We start from the raw sequence: 15,061 nt of genomic DNA on the forward strand, positions 1-15,061 counted from the left end.
AATTGCCCTCAAGCATCAAGAATTTCGTCGTCTTCGTCCGCAAGGACCAGATTTGCAAGCCGATGGCGCAATGCCGCCTGCTCACGCACCAACGCGTTTTGCCGGGCAAAGGCTTCCTCGGTTGCCTCGGCCTGCAATGTCGCGGTCGCTTCGGCCAAAGCCTGATCCACCTCCGGACCTGCAATCAGCACCGCGATCGCCTCGTTCAGATCCGCCGCGGCGCGCGATGCGTCGGCGGTTTTCTGCGTGAACGAGAAGGGCAGGGTGTCGGCCCTCAGCAAATCGCTGGCCACCGAGTCAAATCCGGACCGTGCCAATATGGTAAGCACGCTCCCACTATCAAGCGCCTGTTCTTCTAGCGCGAGATCGACCACCGCCTCGAACAGCCGTCCGAGCGCACCGCCGGCCATGCGCAGTGAGCCGAGCACCTCGACATGCCGGGCGATTTCCGCCGGATGCCGGATCAGCCCGGCGAGCACTGCCTTGGCGAGCACCGGATCGATGCCCGCCGCGCGGAACGCCTTCGCTTCGGCGGTAACCGGCGGCAGGGGCGGCACCCACTTCCCGCTTCGCCGTTGACCGGGCTGGAAGGGGCGGGAGCCACCGCTGAACTGCCGGCGCGGGGCTGCGAACTGTTCGTCGAAGCGCCGGCGGAACTCGGCGAGATATTCGTGGCGGACGTTGCGGTCCTCGATCGCCTCGGCGCGCTCGGTGAGCCGCTGGCGCAGACCGGCGCGCTGTTCGGGTGTGTCCAGCGGTTCGGCGGCGAGCTCATGCGCCCACAGCCGGTCGGCGAGCGGCTGCGCGTCGCGCAACAGCGCCTCAAACGCCGGAGCCCCACGCTGGCGGACGAGATCGTCGGGATCGAGCCCGTCGGGCAGCGTGACGAATGCGAGACTGCGACCGGGCGCCAACATCGGTAGCGCGCGCCCGGCGGCGCGGATCGCGGCCTTCTGGCCCGCCGCATCGCCATCGAAGCACAGGATCGGCACGTCGGAAAGCCGCCACAGCCGCTCCAGCTGTCCCTCGGTCAGCGCGGTGCCGAGCGGGGCGACGGCTTCCTCGATACCGGCCTGCGCCAGCGCGATCACGTCCAAATAGCCTTCGACGACGAGGATGCGGCCAGTCTTGCGGCTCGCGGCGGCGGCACGATCGAGATTGTAGAGCGTGCGGCCCTTGTCGAACAGCGGCGTCTCGGGCGAATTGAGGTATTTCGGCTCGCCATCGCCGATGATCCGCCCGCCGAACGCGATCACCCGCCCGCGCGGATCGCGGATCGGGATCATAAGCCGGCCCCTGAACCGATCATATGGCTCCTTGTCCTCGACCTGGATCAACAGCCCGGCTTCGACCAGCAGTGGATCGCCATAATCCTTGAGCGCGGCCTTGAGCTTGCCGCGTGCGTCCGGCGCGAAGCCGAGCGCGAACGTCTTGGCGGTCGCTATGGAGATCCCGCGCCGTTCGAGCACCTCGCGCGCTTCGGCACCTGCGATTCCGTTCAATTGCTGAACGAACCACTCGGCGGCATCGGCGCACGCTTCGTGCAACCCCTTGGAGCGCTCGGCCCGCTCGGCGGCGCGGGGATCGGGGGCGGGCATTTCCATCCCCGCCACCTGTGCCAGTTCCTTCACCGCGTCGATGAAGGGCAGGCCGCGCTGGTCGGTCATCCAGCGGATCGCATCGCCATGCGCGCCGCAGCCGAAACAATGGTAAAACGCCTTGTCGTCGTTGACGTAGAAGCTCGGCGTCTTTTCATTATGGAAGGGGCAGCAGCCCTTGAACTCGCGCCCCGCCTTGAGAAGCTTCACCGACTTGCCGACCAGCGCGGACAACAGGGTCCGCGCCCGAAGCTCGTCGAGGAATTGAGGCGAAAGGCTCATGGCGCCACGATTCTAACCTTATGCCGGATCGGCGGCGGAATCGCAACGTCGAAGGGCTCAGGAAAGCGCCGCTTTCACCAGCCCGCTGGCCTTCGACATGTCGAGCTGGGTGCCGTGGCGCGCTTTCAGTTCGGCCATCACGCGCCCCATGTCCTTCATGCCCGAGGCGCCCGTTTCCGACTTGATGGCCTCGATCGCGGCCTTGGTCTCGTCCTCGCTCATCTGCGCGGGGAGGAATCGCTCGATCACCGCGACTTCCTTGGCTTCGGCGTCGGCGAGTTCCTGGCGGCCGCCTTTTTCGTAGAGCTCGATCGATTCGCGGCGCTGCTTGACCATCTTCTGCAGCACCTCGACGACCAGCGCATCGTCGTCGGCGACCGGCGACTGGGTGCGCGCCTCGATATCGCGGTTCTTGATCGCAGACTGGATCAGGCGGATCGTCGCGGTGGTTTCCTTGTCGCCGCTCTTCATGGCGGTCACCAGCGCAGCCTTGATGTCATCGCGAATCATCTCGTCGGTCCTCGAAGGAGTAAACCGCCCCGTTAGCGCCATCGCGGTAACATTAACAGATTGACGCAGCCCCCCGCCGCGCCTAGCGGGTGAGCCTTAGCGACATCGCCAACCTTAACCTCGGAGTGCCCGCCGCCATGGCCGACGCCAACCCTTCGCCTGCGCCAACCGGAGCGACGGGGGTATTGGTTCTGGCCGACGGCACGATCGCCTGGGGCCGCGGCTTCGGCGCCGAGGGGCGGGCGGTCGGCGAGGTGTGCTTCCACACAGCGATGACCGGCTATCAGGAAATCATGACCGATCCCTCGTTCGCCGGGCAGATCATCACCTTCACCTTCCCGCATATCGGCAATGTCGGCACCAATGCGGAAGATTTCGAGGCGGATGCGCCCCACGCGCTCGGCATGATCGTGCGCGAGGACGTGACCGAGCCCAGCAACTTCCGCAGCGTCGAACGGCTTGACGCTTGGATGAAGGCGCACGCGCGGATCGGCCTGGCCGGGATCGACACGCGAGCGCTGACGCGGCGGATAAGGATGGGCGGTGCGCCCAACGGCGCGATCGCGCATTCGGCGGATGGCACATTCGACATCGACCTGCTGCTCCAGATGGCGCGCGACTGGCCCGGCCTCGAGGGCATGGACCTCGCCAAGGTCGTCTCGACCGAGATGGATTACGGCTGGGAAGGGGGCATCTGGCGGCTCGGCTTCGGCTACGGCGAGGAAGGCCGCGAGGATGGTCGCCCCCACGTCGTCGCGATCGATTACGGCAGCAAGCGCAACATCTTCCGCAACCTGGTCAAGGCCGGCGCCAAGGTCTCGGTCGTCCCCGCCACCGCCACCTTCGAGCAGATTATGGCGCTCGCCCCCGACGGTTTCTTCCTGTCGAACGGCCCCGGCGACCCCGCCGCGACCGCCGACTATGCGGTGCCGGTGATCCGCAAGCTCCTGGAGACCGGCAAGCCGCTGTTCGGCATCTGCCTCGGCCACCAGTTGCTCGGGCTGGCGGTGGGGGCGCGGACGACCAAGATGTTCCAGGGCCATCGCGGCGCCAACCATCCGGTCAAGCGCCTCGCCGACGGTGCGGTCGAGATCACCAGCATGAATCACGGTTTCGCGGTCGAGCGCGACAGCCTGCCGGCCAACGCGCGCGAGACCCACGTCTCGCTGTTCGACGGCTCGAACGCCGGCCTCGAACTCACCGACGCCCCCGCGTTCAGCGTCCAATACCACCCCGAGGCCAGCCCGGGCCCGCAGGACAGCTTCTATCTGTTCGAGCGGTTCGTGGGGATGTTGCGGTGAGGTGGCCGTGGCTCAGGCCGTTCTCGGCCGGAGCGGCGGTTGTATTCATTACGTTTTCAATTGGCTGGCTCATCCAGCAGACGCGCGGATCGCACGATCTATTCATTTTGCAATACACTCGCCCAACAGGTTGGGACCAAGAGGCTTTCAAGGGAAAGACTGATCCGGCTCCTGAGCTGCGAACGACCACCGATTATGTCGTTCAGATCGCAAATAAATGCCAGGTTCGCTCGTGGAAGTCGGAAACCAACATGAATACCACGGACGTGAATGAAATGACAAAGATCGCAATCCCGGCCCATGACGTCGATAGCGCGATGTTCAACTGCCTAAGTTCTTACGTCACGCCAATTTATGTCACGCTTACTCGGACGACGAACTAATGCCCAAACGCACCGACATCTCCTCCATTCTCGTCATCGGCGCGGGGCCGATCATCATCGGGCAGGCGTGCGAGTTCGATTATTCGGGCACGCAGGCGATCAAGGCTCTGAAGGAAGAGGGCTATCGCATCGTCCTGGTCAATTCGAACCCGGCGACGATCATGACCGATCCCGAGCTTGCGGATGCGACCTATGTCGAGCCGATCACGCCCGAAATCGTCGCCAAGATCATTGAAAAAGAACGCCCCGACGCCGTGCTCCCGACGATGGGCGGGCAGACTGCGCTCAACACCGCGCTGGCGCTGTTCCGCGACGGCACGCTGAAGAAGTTCGGCGTGCAGATGATCGGTGCCGATGCCGATGCGATCGACAAGGCCGAGGACCGCGAGAAATTCCGCGCCGCGATGGACAAGATCGGCCTCGAAAGTCCCCGCGCATCGATCGCCGCCGCGCCGGAGATCAGGGACGCCGCGGGCAATATTACCGGCTATGACCGCGTCACCGGCGTCGCCCGCGCGCTCGAGTTGCTCGACGAGATCGGGCTGCCGGCGATCATCCGCCCGGCCTTCACATTGGGCGGCACCGGCGGTGGCGTCGCCTATAACCGCGAGGAATTCGAACATTACGCCCGCACCGGCATCGAGGCGTCGCCGGTCGGCCAGATCCTGATCGACGAGTCGCTGCTCGGCTGGAAGGAATATGAGATGGAGGTGGTCCGCGACCGCGCGGACAATTGCATCATCATCTGCGCGATCGAGAATATCGATCCGATGGGCGTCCACACCGGCGATTCGATCACTGTCGCGCCCGCGCTGACGCTGACCGACAAGGAATATCAGGTGATGCGCAACGCATCGCTAGCCGTGCTGCGCGAAATCGGTGTCGAAACAGGCGGTTCGAACGTGCAGTTCGCGGTCAATCCGAAGGACGGCCGGCTGGTCGTCATCGAGATGAACCCGCGCGTGTCACGCTCCTCGGCGCTGGCGTCGAAGGCCACCGGCTTCCCGATCGCCAAGGTCGCCGCCAAGCTGGCGGTCGGCTATACGCTCGACGAGATCGAGAACGACATCACCGGCGTCACCCCGGCGTCGTTCGAGCCGACGATCGATTACGTCGTCACCAAGATCCCGCGCTTCGCCTTCGAGAAGTTCAAGGGCGCCGAGCCAGTGCTGTCGACCGCGATGAAGTCGGTCGGTGAGGTGATGGCGATCGGTCGCAACATCCACGAATCGCTGCAAAAGGCGCTGCGCGGGCTGGAGACGGGGCTGTCCGGCTTCAACACAGTGGATGCGCTGGTCGGCGCACCGCGCGCGCAGATCGAGGCGGCGCTGGCCAAGGCGACGCCCGACCGGCTGCTCGTCGCGGCGCAGGCGCTGCGCGAGGGCTTCACCGTCGCCGAGGTCCACGCCATCGCCAAATACGATCCCTGGTTCCTCGAACGCATCTCCGAGATTGTTCATGCCGAGGAAGAGGTGTGCCGCCACGGCCTGCCGCGTGATGCCGCGGGCATGCGTCGCCTAAAGGCGATGGGGTTCAGCGACAAACGGCTCGCCTATCTCGCGTTGAAATCAGCCAATCTGGCCGGCAACGAACGCGGCATCGCGCGCGGCTCGGGGCTGATCCACGAGACGGTCAAGGCGATGACCGGCGGCGTCACCGAGGACGAGGTACGTGCGCTGCGCCACAAGCTCGGCGTGCGCCCGGTGTTCAAGCGCATCGATACCTGCGCGGCCGAGTTCGAGGCCAAGACGCCCTATATGTATTCGACCTACGAGGCGCCCAGTTTTGGCGAGCCCGAGAACGAGGCGGCGCCCTCCGACCGGAAAAAGATCGTCATCCTCGGCGGCGGCCCGAACCGGATCGGGCAGGGGATCGAGTTCGACTATTGCTGCTGCCACGCCTGTTTCGCGCTCGAGGATGCCGGCTTCGAAACGATCATGGTCAATTGCAACCCGGAGACGGTGAGCACCGATTATGACACCTCCGATCGCCTCTATTTCGAGCCGCTGACCGCCGAGGACGTGCTGGAAATCCTGCATGTCGAGCAGTCGAAGGGGACGCTGGTCGGCGTGATCGTCCAGTTCGGCGGCCAGACCCCGCTCAACCTCGCGCGTGCGCTGGAGGCGGAAGGGATTCCCATCCTCGGCACTTCGCCAGACGCGATCGACCTCGCCGAGGACCGCGAGCGCTTTGCAGCCTTGGTCAATAAGCTCGGCCTCAAGCAACCTGCCAACGGCATCGCGCGCAGCCGCGAGGAGGCTATCGCGGTCGCCGAACGCATCGGCTATCCGGTGCTGATGCGCCCGAGCTACGTGCTCGGCGGCCGCGCGATGGAAATCGTCGACGGCCGCGCCCAGCTCGAGGAATATATCCAGACCGCGGTGCAAGTCTCTGGTGACGCGCCGGTTCTGATCGACCAATACCTCCGCGATGCGATCGAGGTCGATGTCGATGCGATCGCCGACGGCACCGACGTGGTGGTCGCCGGCGTGCTACAGCATATCGAGGAAGCCGGCGTCCATTCGGGCGACAGCGCCTGCTCGATCCCGCCCTACAGCCTTTCCGCCGAGATCATCGCCGAGATCGAACGCCAAGCCGATGCGCTGGCCCGCGCGCTGAAGGTCAAGGGACTGATGAACATCCAGTTCGCGGTGAAGGATGGCGCGGTCTATCTGATCGAGGTCAACCCGCGCGCCAGTCGCACCGTGCCGTTCGTCGCCAAGGCGATCGGCGCGCCCATCGCCAAGATCGCCGCGCGCGTCATGGCCGGCGAGAAACTCGCCAATCTGGGAAGGATAGACCGCAGCATCGATTACGTCGCGGTGAAGGAGGCGGTATTCCCCTGGGGGCGGTTCGCCGGCGTTGATCCGGTATTGTCACCGGAAATGAAGTCCACTGGCGAAGTTATGGGAATCGATCGCGATTTCTCGATCGCCTTTGCCAAGGCACAACTCGGCGCCGGTGTCGTTCTGCCGCAAGCGGGGACGCTGTTCGTCAGCGTCAAGGATACTGACAAGCCGCATATCGTGTCGGCGGTGAAGCTGCTGGCGGAGCACGGTTTCACGATCGTCGCGACCGGCGGCACGGCTGATTATCTCGAACGACAGGGAGTCGCCGTCGAGCGCGTCAACAAGGTCGCGCAGGGCCGGCCGCACATCGTCGACCGGATCAAGGACGGCGGTGTCGATCTGATCTTCAACACCACCGAGGGGTGGCAGTCGTTGAAGGACTCGCAGCCGATTCGTGCCGTGGCGGTCACGCAGAAGATTCCGTACTTCACCACCGCCTCGGCAAGTGTCGAGGCGGCCAAGGCAATCCGCGCGTTAAGCACCGAGAGCCTTGAAGTGCGCCCGTTGCAGTCCTATTATTCGCAATCGCACAATTGATCCCCTTATCGAGAGACGAACGTGCGGGCGGACCCGGCTGGGCCGTCTGATGACAGGGACGTTTGCAAAGGACTGAATATGGCGACGGTCGAAAAGATGCCGATGCTGGCCGAGGGCCACGCGAAGCTCACCGCTGACCTCAAGCGCTTGAAGGAAGAGCGTCCGCAGATCGTCGACGCGATCGAGGAAGCGCGAGCGCACGGCGACCTTTCGGAAAACGCCGAGTATCACGCCGCCAAGGAGCGTCAGGGCCAGATCGAGGCGTCCATCGCCGATATCGAGGACAAGCTGTCGCGCGCCCAGATCATCGATCCGAAGGAAATGTCGGGCGACAAGGTGGTGTTCGGCGCGACGGTGACGCTGCTCGACGAGGACGACAAGCCGATTAAGTATCAGATCGTCGGCCAGACCGAGGCGGACGCGAACAAGGGCCGCATTTCGTACAATTCGCCGCTCGGTCGCGCGCTGATCGGGCGCAAGGTCGATGACGAGGTCGAGGTGTCGGTGCCCGCAGGCGATCGTTATTATCTCGTCTCGAAGATCGAATTCATCTGATCGATCGCGGCATTTGAGAAACGAAGCGGGCTCCCGGTGACGGGAGCCCGTTTTCGTATCAGCCCTGCTTCGGCAGCTCCGGCTCGAGCAACCGGTGAAGGTGGACGAGGACGTATTTCATTTCGGCATCGTCCACGGTGCGCTGTGCGGCGCCCCGCCACGCCTTTTCCGCAGTGGCGTAATCGGGGAAGATGCCGACGATATCGATCGACTTGAGATCGGCGAAGTCGAGCGTCTGGGGATCGGTCACGCGTCCGCCGAACACGAGATGGAGCTTGCTCATCGCGAGGGACTTTCTGTCAGAGGAGGAGTCGGCGCTCCTCTAGCCCCACGACGACGCATTTTGAAACCCCTGAAACTATTTTGTCGGCTTCTTGGCCTTTTCGGCCGCGGCGCTGGCGGCTGCCTGACCGGCCGTGCTTGCCGCGTCGATTACGTCCTCGAACAGACGGTTGACCTGCGCCTTGGCGGCCTTGCCGCTGATCCCATGCGCTTCGAGTTCGGCAAAGCCGGTATCGCGTGCCGCGGCAGCAGCCGCGACGGCGGCAGCGGTCATCCGCTTGCCGACCGGGCCGAGCAACTCGCTTTCGCGCTCGGTACGCGGAATCGCCAGTCCTGCAAGCAATCCGACCGCGGCCCCTCCGGCGAGCACAGCGAGCGGGTTGCCCTCCAGCAGGTCTCCGGCGCGCTTCAGGCTATCGCCGGCCGTGCGGGTCTTAGAATTATCGGTGCTGGTCATCGGGACCTCCTTGATCGACGGGATTCGCCCCGTTCGGGTTTCAAACTATCGGCGTCGGCGTCGGTTGCCTTCGCGCGGCGCTTGCCCCACCAGGTTAGCACCGACAGTAGCGCGACCACCCCGGCCACCGCGACTGGATGGCGTTTCGCTCGCTCGACGCCGCTTTCGCCGGCGTGACGAAGCCCGCCCAGCGCATCCTCGGCCAGACTGCGCGGGGAAAGGCGTGCTCGTAATTGTTCTACCGTCGCCGTAAGTCGCGCACGAGCCAAGGCCGAGCGCGCTTCGGCGCGAGCGAGGCGTTCGCCGGAAAGGCTCATATCAGGTCGTCCTCCTTGCTCAGCGCGTGCTTGATACGCTGGAAGGCGAGCCAGGCGAACAGACCGGAGAAGATCAGCGCAAGCGCCATCACAATCAAGGCCGCGCCGATGATTCCGACGTGGATGCGCAGATACAACATCAACCCGACAAGCAGCACCAGCACGGCCGATTGCGCGAGCAGGGCGGAGGTGACCATGAAGAAGAGCGCCATTCGCCCCTTGACGAGGCGGCGGAAGAGGATCGCGCGGACGCGCGCGACCTCTGCCCGGGCGAGGAACTTGGCATCCTCGACCAGGTCACCGCACAGGTCGGCGATGCTCTCGCGTGTTTCGGCTGCGTCCTGTTCGGTCGTCGCGTCGGTCACATCGCCCCCTCGTTACGAATCGCTCAGGCGTCGCGGTCACCGTCGAGGCCCGATTTGACGATACGGGCGAGAACAAAGCCGATCGCCGCGGCGGTGCCGACCGCGACCGCCGGGCTCTTGCGCGCGAAATTGCGCAGATCCTCGAGCAATTCGTCGACGTCCTTGGCCTTGAGCTGATCGGAAAAACCGCCAAGCGCCTTGGCTGCCGAGCGCGCATAATCGCCATATTGCGCGCCGAGATTGTCATCGACCGAGCCCGCGGCCTCGCGCATCAGCTTGGAGAATTCGTCGAGTGCGCCGCCCGCCTTGTCCTTGCCTTCGACCACATAGGCACGTGCCTTGCCGGTCGCCTGTTTCTGCAGCTTGGCCGCGCTATCCTTCAGCGTCAGCGTAGCGGTCGACTTGGCTTTGTCTGCTTCCTTGCTCACTGACTTGGCAGCGGCGGAAACCTTTGCCTTGGCGCCGGATTTGGTGCGCACGGCCGTGGCCGGCTTGCCATTGCTGGTCGCGTTGATCGTCTCGTCGGCCATGATCCTACCTGCCTCTTCCCGTTACACTCAGCCAACGACCTGTGGCGGGCCGGGTTCCCGCTGGCCGCTCGCGAATTGCGATGCCGTGCCCGAGAGGCTACAGCCCGCCCCGAACGCCGCCGCTGGCGCCTTATCCCTATCTAGGAGGACCGTTTCGTGACCGCAATCATCGACATCCACGCGCGCCAGATTCTCGACAGCCGCGGCAATCCGACGGTCGAGGTCGATATGCTTCTGGAAGACGGCAGTTTCGGTCGCGCGGCCGTGCCCTCCGGCGCGTCGACCGGCGCGCATGAGGCGGTCGAGCGCCGCGATGGCGACAAGAGCCGTTGGGGCGGCAAGGGCGTCGACGGCGCGGTGGAAGCGGTCAATTCGGAGATTACCGAGGCGGTGATCGGCATGGACGCCGAGGATCAGGCCGACCTCGATCAGGCAATGATCGAACTGGACGGCACCGAGAACAAGGGCCGGCTGGGCGCCAACGCGACCCTCGGTGTCAGCCTGGCGGCGGCCAAGGCGGCGGCCGAAGCACGCGGCTTGCCGCTCTATCGCTATGTCGGCGGCGTTGCGGCGCACGTCTTGCCGGTGCCGATGATGAACATCATCAATGGTGGCGAACATGCCGACAATCCGATCGATTTCCAGGAATTCATGATCGTGCCCGTCGGCGCGGATTCGATCGCCGAGGCGGTGCGCTACGGCTCGGAAATCTTCCATACCCTCAAAAAGGGTCTTGCCGAAAAGGGGTTGATGACCGCGGTCGGCGACGAGGGCGGTTTCGCGCCCAATCTGGCGAGCACCACCGATGCGCTGGACTTCATCATGACCTCGATCGAGAAGGCGGGTTACACGCCGGGTGACGACATCATGCTGGCGCTCGATTGTGCGGCGACCGAATTCTTCAAGAACGGCAAGTACGAGATCGCTGGCGAGGGCAAGAGCCTGTCGCCCGACGAGATGGTCCGCTACCTCGAAGATCTCGTCGGCCGCTATCCGATCTTCTCGATCGAGGATGGCATGGCCGAGGACGATTGGGACGGCTGGGCCGCGTTGACCAAGGCGATTGGCAGCAAGGCGCAGCTGGTCGGCGATGATATCTTCGTCACCAACCCGAAGCGTCTCGCCGATGGTATCGAGAAGGGAATCGGCAACTCGTTGCTGGTCAAGGTCAACCAGATCGGCACGCTCAGCGAGACGCTGGAGGCGGTGTCGATGGCGCAAGGTGCGAGCTACACTGCGGTGATGTCGCACCGGTCGGGCGAGACCGAGGATTCGACCATCGCCGACCTCGCGGTCGCCACCAATTGCGGACAGATCAAGACCGGCAGCCTGGCGCGTTCGGACCGGCTTGCCAAATACAACCAGCTGATCCGCATCGAGGAAGAACTGGGCGATGCGGCGCGCTATGCCGGTCGTGACGTCATCCGAACGAAATAACAGCTTGATCCGCGAGTCGCGATGATTCACAGAAGGGTGGATGACGACGCCGTCCACCCTTCGTACCATGCTTCGCCGCGCGCTGTGGCCGGCCGCGATGCTGATCGTGCTGTCGTTCTTCGGCGGCTATGCGGTGCTCGGGCCGAACGGGGTGCTGGCCTATGGCCAGTACAAGCGTGAGCTTGCCGTCAAGCAGGCGCAATTCGCTCGGCTCGACAAGCAGCGCGCGGTGCTCAAGAACCGGGTCGACCTGCTCGACCCCAAGCATGTCGATCCCGATATGGCGGATGAACTGACGCGCAAGCAGCTGGGCGTCGTTGCGCCCGACGAAGTGATCCTGCCGCTCCACTGATGACTCCGCGTGAATTGATCGCCACCGCGCAGGTGCCCGGCGGCGCCGAGTTGCGTCTGTTTCGTCGGAGCGGCGATTTCATGATCGTGCTCGATCGCAACGAGTTGATGTCGACCCGGATGAGCGGCTCGGAAGAGGCGTTGGCGACGATGACCATTGCGCGCCTCAACACCCGCCCGGCGCCGCATCTGCTGATCGGCGGCTACGGCATGGGCTTCACGTTGCGCGCAGCCTTGGCGCAACTCGACGCCAGCGCGCAAGTGAGTGTCGTCGAGATCGTGCCCGAGATCATCGAGTGGGCGCGGGGGCCGATGGCCGACCTCGCCGCCGGCTGCCTTGATGATTCGCGGGTGACATTGATCCGCGGCGACGTTGCCGAGGCCATTGCGCGTGGGGCAGGGCGTTACGACGCGATCCTGCTCGACGTCGACAACGGTCCCGACGGGCTGAGCCGCGACGCCAACGACCGACTCTATTCTTCGCGCGGCCTTGCTACGTCGCGCGCCGCGCTGCGGCCCGGCGGCGTGCTCGCGATATGGTCGGCCGCGCCGGACAAGGCCTTTGCGCGCCGCCTCGCCGATGCGGGCTTCGCGGTCGAGGAAGTCGCCGTACGCGTGCGCAGCAATGGCAAGGGCCCGCAACACGTCATCTGGTTCGGCACCAGGCGCTGATAGGCCTTTCATGCTGCGTTTAGTAGCGAAGGGATCGACTCCGCCGCCTTCTCGTTCTTTTCGGTGACGCTGTTGGATGCCTCCCGCGGCGGGACATTGCGCCCGGCGCAAAAGTCGTCCTATAGGCGCGCCAGCATTCGATCCTCCCCCTACGGAAACGAGGTACTTCGCCCGTGGCAAAAGCCCCTGCATCCGCACGCAAAGTCGAACCCCCCAAGCCCAACCGTGAACGGCCCGACGAGCCAAAGCGTTACGAAGCGTCGAAGGACGAGCTTCTCAAGTTCTATAAGGACATGCTGCTCATCCGCCGCTTCGAGGAAAAGGCGGGCCAGCTCTACGGCCTCGGCCTGATCGGCGGCTTCTGCCACCTCTATATCGGCCAGGAAGCGGTTGCGGTCGGCGTGCAGTCGGCATTGACCGACAAGGACTCGGTGATCACCGGCTATCGCGATCACGGCCATATGCTGTTGTGCGGCATCCCGCCGAAGGACGTCATGGCCGAGCTGACCGGGCGCGAGGCCGGCATCTCGAAGGGCAAGGGCGGCTCGATGCACATGTTCAGCGTCGAGCACAAATTCTACGGCGGCCACGGCATCGTCGGCGCGCAGGTGTCGCTGGGCACCGGGCTCGGCTTCGCCCACAAATACAATGAGGACGGCGGCGTCGCGCTTGCCTATTTCGGCGACGGCGCGGCCAACCAGGGTCAGGTCTACGAGAGCTTCAACATGGCCGAGCTGTGGAAGCTGCCGATCATCTACGTGATCGAGAACAACCAATATGCGATGGGCACCAGCGTCAATCGCTCGTCGGCCGAGGATCAGCTCTACCGTCGCGGCGAATCGTTCCGCATTCCGGGCATCCAGGTCGACGGCATGGACGTGCTCGCCGCGCGCGGCGCCGCTGACGAGGCGGTCGCCTGGGTCCGCGCCGGCAAGGGCCCGATCATCCTCGAGATGAAGACTTATCGCTATCGCGGCCACTCGATGTCCGACCCGGCCAAATATCGCACCCGCGACGAGGTCCAGTCGATGCGCGACACCTCCGATCCGATCGAGCGCGCCAAGAAGGAACTCGAAGGGCTGGGCGTCAAGGAGGACGATCTCAAGAAAGTCGAGCAGGAAATCCGCAAGCAGGTCAACGAGGCCGCGGACTTCTCCGAACAGACTCCCGAGCCCGATGCGGCCGAACTGTATACAGACGTGCTGGTGGAGACCTATTGAGATGGCGATCGAACTCAAGATGCCGGCGCTGTCGCCCACGATGGAAGAGGGCACGCTCGCCAAGTGGCTGGTCAAGGAAGGCGATGCCGTAAAGGCCGGCGACATCATGGCCGAGATCGAGACCGACAAGGCGACGATGGAATTCGAAGCCGTCGACGAAGGCACGATCGCCAAGATCTTCGTCGCCGAGGGCACCGACGGCGTGAAGGTCGGCACGGTGATCGCGATGATCGCCGAGGACGGGGAGGATGCCGGCTCGGTCGAGACTCCGAAGCCGGTCGAGGAGGCCGAAGAGCCCGAGCTTCGCGAACAGGCGGCCGAGAGCAAGGCGCCTGAGCCCAAGCTGGTCGAGACCGGCGCGCGCCAGATGTTCGAAGCCGCCAGCCACGACGCCGAGAGCGACCCCGAGGTTCCCGATGGAACCGAAATGGTCAAGCTCACCGTCCGCGAGGCACTGCGCGACGCGATGGCCGAGGAAATGCGCGCCGACGAACGCGTGTTCGTGATGGGCGAGGAGGTCGCGCAATATCAGGGCGCGTATAAGGTCACTCAGGGACTCCTCGACGAGTTCGGCGACAAGCGCGTCATCGACACGCCGATCACCGAATACGGCTTTGCCGGCGTCGGCACGGGTGCGGCGATGGGTGGATTGAAGCCGATCGTCGAGTTCATGACCTTCAACTTCGCGATGCAGGCGATCGACCATATCGTCAATTCGGCGGCTAAGACCAATTACATGTCGGGCGGCCAGATGCGTTGCCCGGTGGTGTTCCGCGGCCCCAACGGCGCAGCGTCGCGCGTCGCCGCGCAACATTCGCAAAATTACGGGCCGTGGTACGCGAGCGTTCCCGGGCTGATCGTAATTGCGCCCTATGATGCAGCCGACGCGAAGGGCCTGCTCAAGGCCGCGATCCGCACCGACGATCCAGTCGTATTCCTCGAAAACGAGCTGATGTACGGCCGCAGCTTCGAGGTGCCGAAGCTCGACGATTGGGTGCTCCCGATCGGCAAGGCGCGCATCATGAAGCCGGGCAAGGACGTGACGCTCGTCTCTTATTCGATCGGCGTCGGCATCGCGCTCGAAGCCGCCGAGAAGCTGGCGGGCGAGGGGATCGACGCCGAGGTGATCGACCTGCGCACGCTGCGTCCGCTCGACAAGGCGACGGTGCTAAAAAGCCTGGCCAAGACCAACCGCATGGTGGTGGTCGAGGAAGGTTGGCCGACCTGCTCGATCGCGTCCGAACTCGCGGCGGTCGCGATGGAAGAGGGCTTCGACGACCTCGACGCGCCGGTGCTGCGCGTCACCAACGAGGACGTGCCCATGCCTTATGCCGCCAACCTCGAAAAGCTCGCACTGATCGACAGCGACAAGGTCGTGAAGGCGGCTAAGAAGGTCTGCTACAAGGAGTGATCGG

Annotated in this window: 15 protein-coding genes; 8 read left to right on the forward strand and 7 right to left on the reverse strand. The window is 64.5% G+C overall.

Going from position 1 to position 15,061, the window contains the following annotated elements; translation table 11 throughout:
• Positions 1 to 8: 8 nt before the first annotated feature.
• Together dnaG and K7G81_RS05925 are read right to left on the reverse strand one after the other, a co-directional pair.
• Complete coding sequence (gene dnaG, locus K7G81_RS05920) at positions 9 to 1,880, reverse strand: DNA primase (protein WP_223029816.1); 1,872 nt, start codon at positions 1,878 to 1,880, stop codon at positions 9 to 11.
• Positions 1,881 to 1,937: 57 nt separating this feature from the next.
• Complete coding sequence (locus K7G81_RS05925; RefSeq protein WP_223029817.1) at positions 1,938 to 2,390, reverse strand: GatB/YqeY domain-containing protein; 453 nt, start codon at positions 2,388 to 2,390, stop codon at positions 1,938 to 1,940.
• A 137-nt stretch (positions 2,391 to 2,527) separates the two neighbouring features.
• Between K7G81_RS05925 and carA the strand changes: the two genes are divergently transcribed.
• From carA to greA, 3 genes are all read left to right on the forward strand, one after another.
• Positions 2,528 to 3,691 (forward strand): glutamine-hydrolyzing carbamoyl-phosphate synthase small subunit, encoded by a 1,164-nt coding sequence (gene carA, locus K7G81_RS05930; RefSeq protein ID WP_223029818.1) that lies wholly within the window; start codon positions 2,528 to 2,530, stop codon positions 3,689 to 3,691.
• A gap of 382 nt (positions 3,692 to 4,073) precedes the next feature.
• Positions 4,074 to 7,460: a carbamoyl-phosphate synthase large subunit gene (carB, locus tag K7G81_RS05935; protein WP_223029819.1), complete on the forward strand. Its 3,387-nt coding sequence runs from the start codon at positions 4,074 to 4,076 to the stop codon at positions 7,458 to 7,460.
• A 78-nt stretch (positions 7,461 to 7,538) separates the two neighbouring features.
• Complete coding sequence (gene greA, locus K7G81_RS05940; protein WP_223029820.1) at positions 7,539 to 8,015, forward strand: transcription elongation factor GreA; 477 nt, start codon at positions 7,539 to 7,541, stop codon at positions 8,013 to 8,015.
• A 58-nt stretch (positions 8,016 to 8,073) separates the two neighbouring features.
• Here greA and K7G81_RS05945 read toward each other — a convergent pair whose 3' ends face one another.
• The 5 genes from K7G81_RS05945 to K7G81_RS05965 form a co-directional block, all read right to left on the reverse strand.
• The gene (locus K7G81_RS05945) at positions 8,074 to 8,298 is read right to left on the reverse strand and encodes a DUF4170 domain-containing protein (RefSeq protein WP_223029821.1); all 225 of its coding nucleotides are present in this window, start codon (positions 8,296 to 8,298) and stop codon (positions 8,074 to 8,076) included.
• A gap of 75 nt (positions 8,299 to 8,373) precedes the next feature.
• A complete protein-coding gene (locus tag K7G81_RS05950) occupies positions 8,374 to 8,754 on the reverse strand; it encodes a hypothetical protein (RefSeq protein ID WP_223029822.1) in 381 nt (126 codons plus the stop codon).
• A complete protein-coding gene (locus K7G81_RS17990) occupies positions 8,751 to 9,071 on the reverse strand; it encodes a DUF3618 domain-containing protein (protein ID WP_223029823.1) in 321 nt (106 codons plus the stop codon). The genes K7G81_RS05950 and K7G81_RS17990 overlap by 4 nt, the downstream gene beginning before the upstream one ends.
• Complete coding sequence (locus K7G81_RS05960; RefSeq protein WP_223029824.1) at positions 9,068 to 9,436, reverse strand: hypothetical protein; 369 nt, start codon at positions 9,434 to 9,436, stop codon at positions 9,068 to 9,070. Before K7G81_RS05960 ends, K7G81_RS17990 begins: the two co-directional genes overlap by 4 nt.
• 23 nt (positions 9,437 to 9,459) lie before the next feature.
• Positions 9,460 to 9,966 carry a hypothetical protein gene (locus tag K7G81_RS05965; RefSeq protein WP_223029825.1) on the reverse strand — a complete coding sequence of 169 codons (507 nt, stop codon included), beginning with the start codon at positions 9,964 to 9,966 and terminating at the stop codon, positions 9,460 to 9,462.
• A gap of 156 nt (positions 9,967 to 10,122) precedes the next feature.
• Here K7G81_RS05965 and eno point away from each other — a divergent pair, with 156 nt between their 5' ends.
• The 5 genes from eno (at position 10,123) to K7G81_RS05990 (ending at position 15,057) form a co-directional block, all read left to right on the forward strand.
• Positions 10,123 to 11,403 carry a phosphopyruvate hydratase gene (gene eno / locus K7G81_RS05970; protein WP_223029826.1) on the forward strand — a complete coding sequence of 427 codons (1,281 nt, stop codon included), beginning with the start codon at positions 10,123 to 10,125 and terminating at the stop codon, positions 11,401 to 11,403.
• 40 nt (positions 11,404 to 11,443) lie between these two features.
• Entirely contained in the window at positions 11,444 to 11,755 is a 312-nt protein-coding gene (locus K7G81_RS05975) for an FtsB family cell division protein (RefSeq protein ID WP_223029827.1), read from the forward strand.
• On the forward strand, positions 11,755 to 12,426 hold the full coding sequence (locus K7G81_RS05980; protein WP_223029828.1) for a spermidine synthase: 672 nt from the start codon (positions 11,755 to 11,757) through the stop codon (positions 12,424 to 12,426). Before K7G81_RS05975 ends, K7G81_RS05980 begins: the two co-directional genes overlap by 1 nt.
• A 173-nt stretch (positions 12,427 to 12,599) precedes the next feature.
• On the forward strand, positions 12,600 to 13,646 hold the full coding sequence (gene pdhA / locus K7G81_RS05985; protein ID WP_223029829.1) for a pyruvate dehydrogenase (acetyl-transferring) E1 component subunit alpha: 1,047 nt from the start codon (positions 12,600 to 12,602) through the stop codon (positions 13,644 to 13,646).
• 1 nt (position 13,647) lies between these two features.
• On the forward strand, positions 13,648 to 15,057 hold the full coding sequence (locus K7G81_RS05990; protein WP_223029830.1) for a pyruvate dehydrogenase complex E1 component subunit beta: 1,410 nt from the start codon (positions 13,648 to 13,650) through the stop codon (positions 15,055 to 15,057).
• Positions 15,058 to 15,061: the final 4 nt, after the last annotated feature.

The sequence above is a fragment of the Hephaestia mangrovi genome, from assembly GCF_019880555.1.
Classification (GTDB): domain Bacteria; phylum Pseudomonadota; class Alphaproteobacteria; order Sphingomonadales; family Sphingomonadaceae; genus Sphingomonas; species Sphingomonas mangrovi.

Excerpts from the sequence above, each read along its gene's own strand:
- dnaG (WP_223029816.1), bottom strand. The coding sequence starts at position 1,880 with ATGAGCCTTTCGCCTCAATTCCTCGACGAGCTTCGGGCGCGGACCCTG.
- K7G81_RS05925 (WP_223029817.1), bottom strand. The coding sequence starts at position 2,390 with ATGATTCGCGATGACATCAAGGCTGCGCTGGTGACCGCCATGAAGAGC.
- carA (WP_223029818.1), top strand. The coding sequence starts at position 2,528 with ATGGCCGACGCCAACCCTTCGCCTGCGCCAACCGGAGCGACGGGGGTA.
- carB (WP_223029819.1), top strand. The coding sequence starts at position 4,074 with ATGCCCAAACGCACCGACATCTCCTCCATTCTCGTCATCGGCGCGGGG.
- greA (WP_223029820.1), top strand. The coding sequence starts at position 7,539 with ATGGCGACGGTCGAAAAGATGCCGATGCTGGCCGAGGGCCACGCGAAG.
- K7G81_RS05945 (WP_223029821.1), bottom strand. The coding sequence starts at position 8,298 with ATGAGCAAGCTCCATCTCGTGTTCGGCGGACGCGTGACCGATCCCCAG.
- K7G81_RS05950 (WP_223029822.1), bottom strand. The coding sequence starts at position 8,754 with ATGACCAGCACCGATAATTCTAAGACCCGCACGGCCGGCGATAGCCTG.
- K7G81_RS17990 (WP_223029823.1), bottom strand. The coding sequence starts at position 9,071 with ATGAGCCTTTCCGGCGAACGCCTCGCTCGCGCCGAAGCGCGCTCGGCC.
- K7G81_RS05965 (WP_223029825.1), bottom strand. The coding sequence starts at position 9,966 with ATGGCCGACGAGACGATCAACGCGACCAGCAATGGCAAGCCGGCCACG.
- K7G81_RS05975 (WP_223029827.1), top strand. The coding sequence starts at position 11,444 with ATGACGACGCCGTCCACCCTTCGTACCATGCTTCGCCGCGCGCTGTGG.
- K7G81_RS05980 (WP_223029828.1), top strand. The coding sequence starts at position 11,755 with ATGACTCCGCGTGAATTGATCGCCACCGCGCAGGTGCCCGGCGGCGCC.
- K7G81_RS05990 (WP_223029830.1), top strand. The coding sequence starts at position 13,648 with ATGGCGATCGAACTCAAGATGCCGGCGCTGTCGCCCACGATGGAAGAG.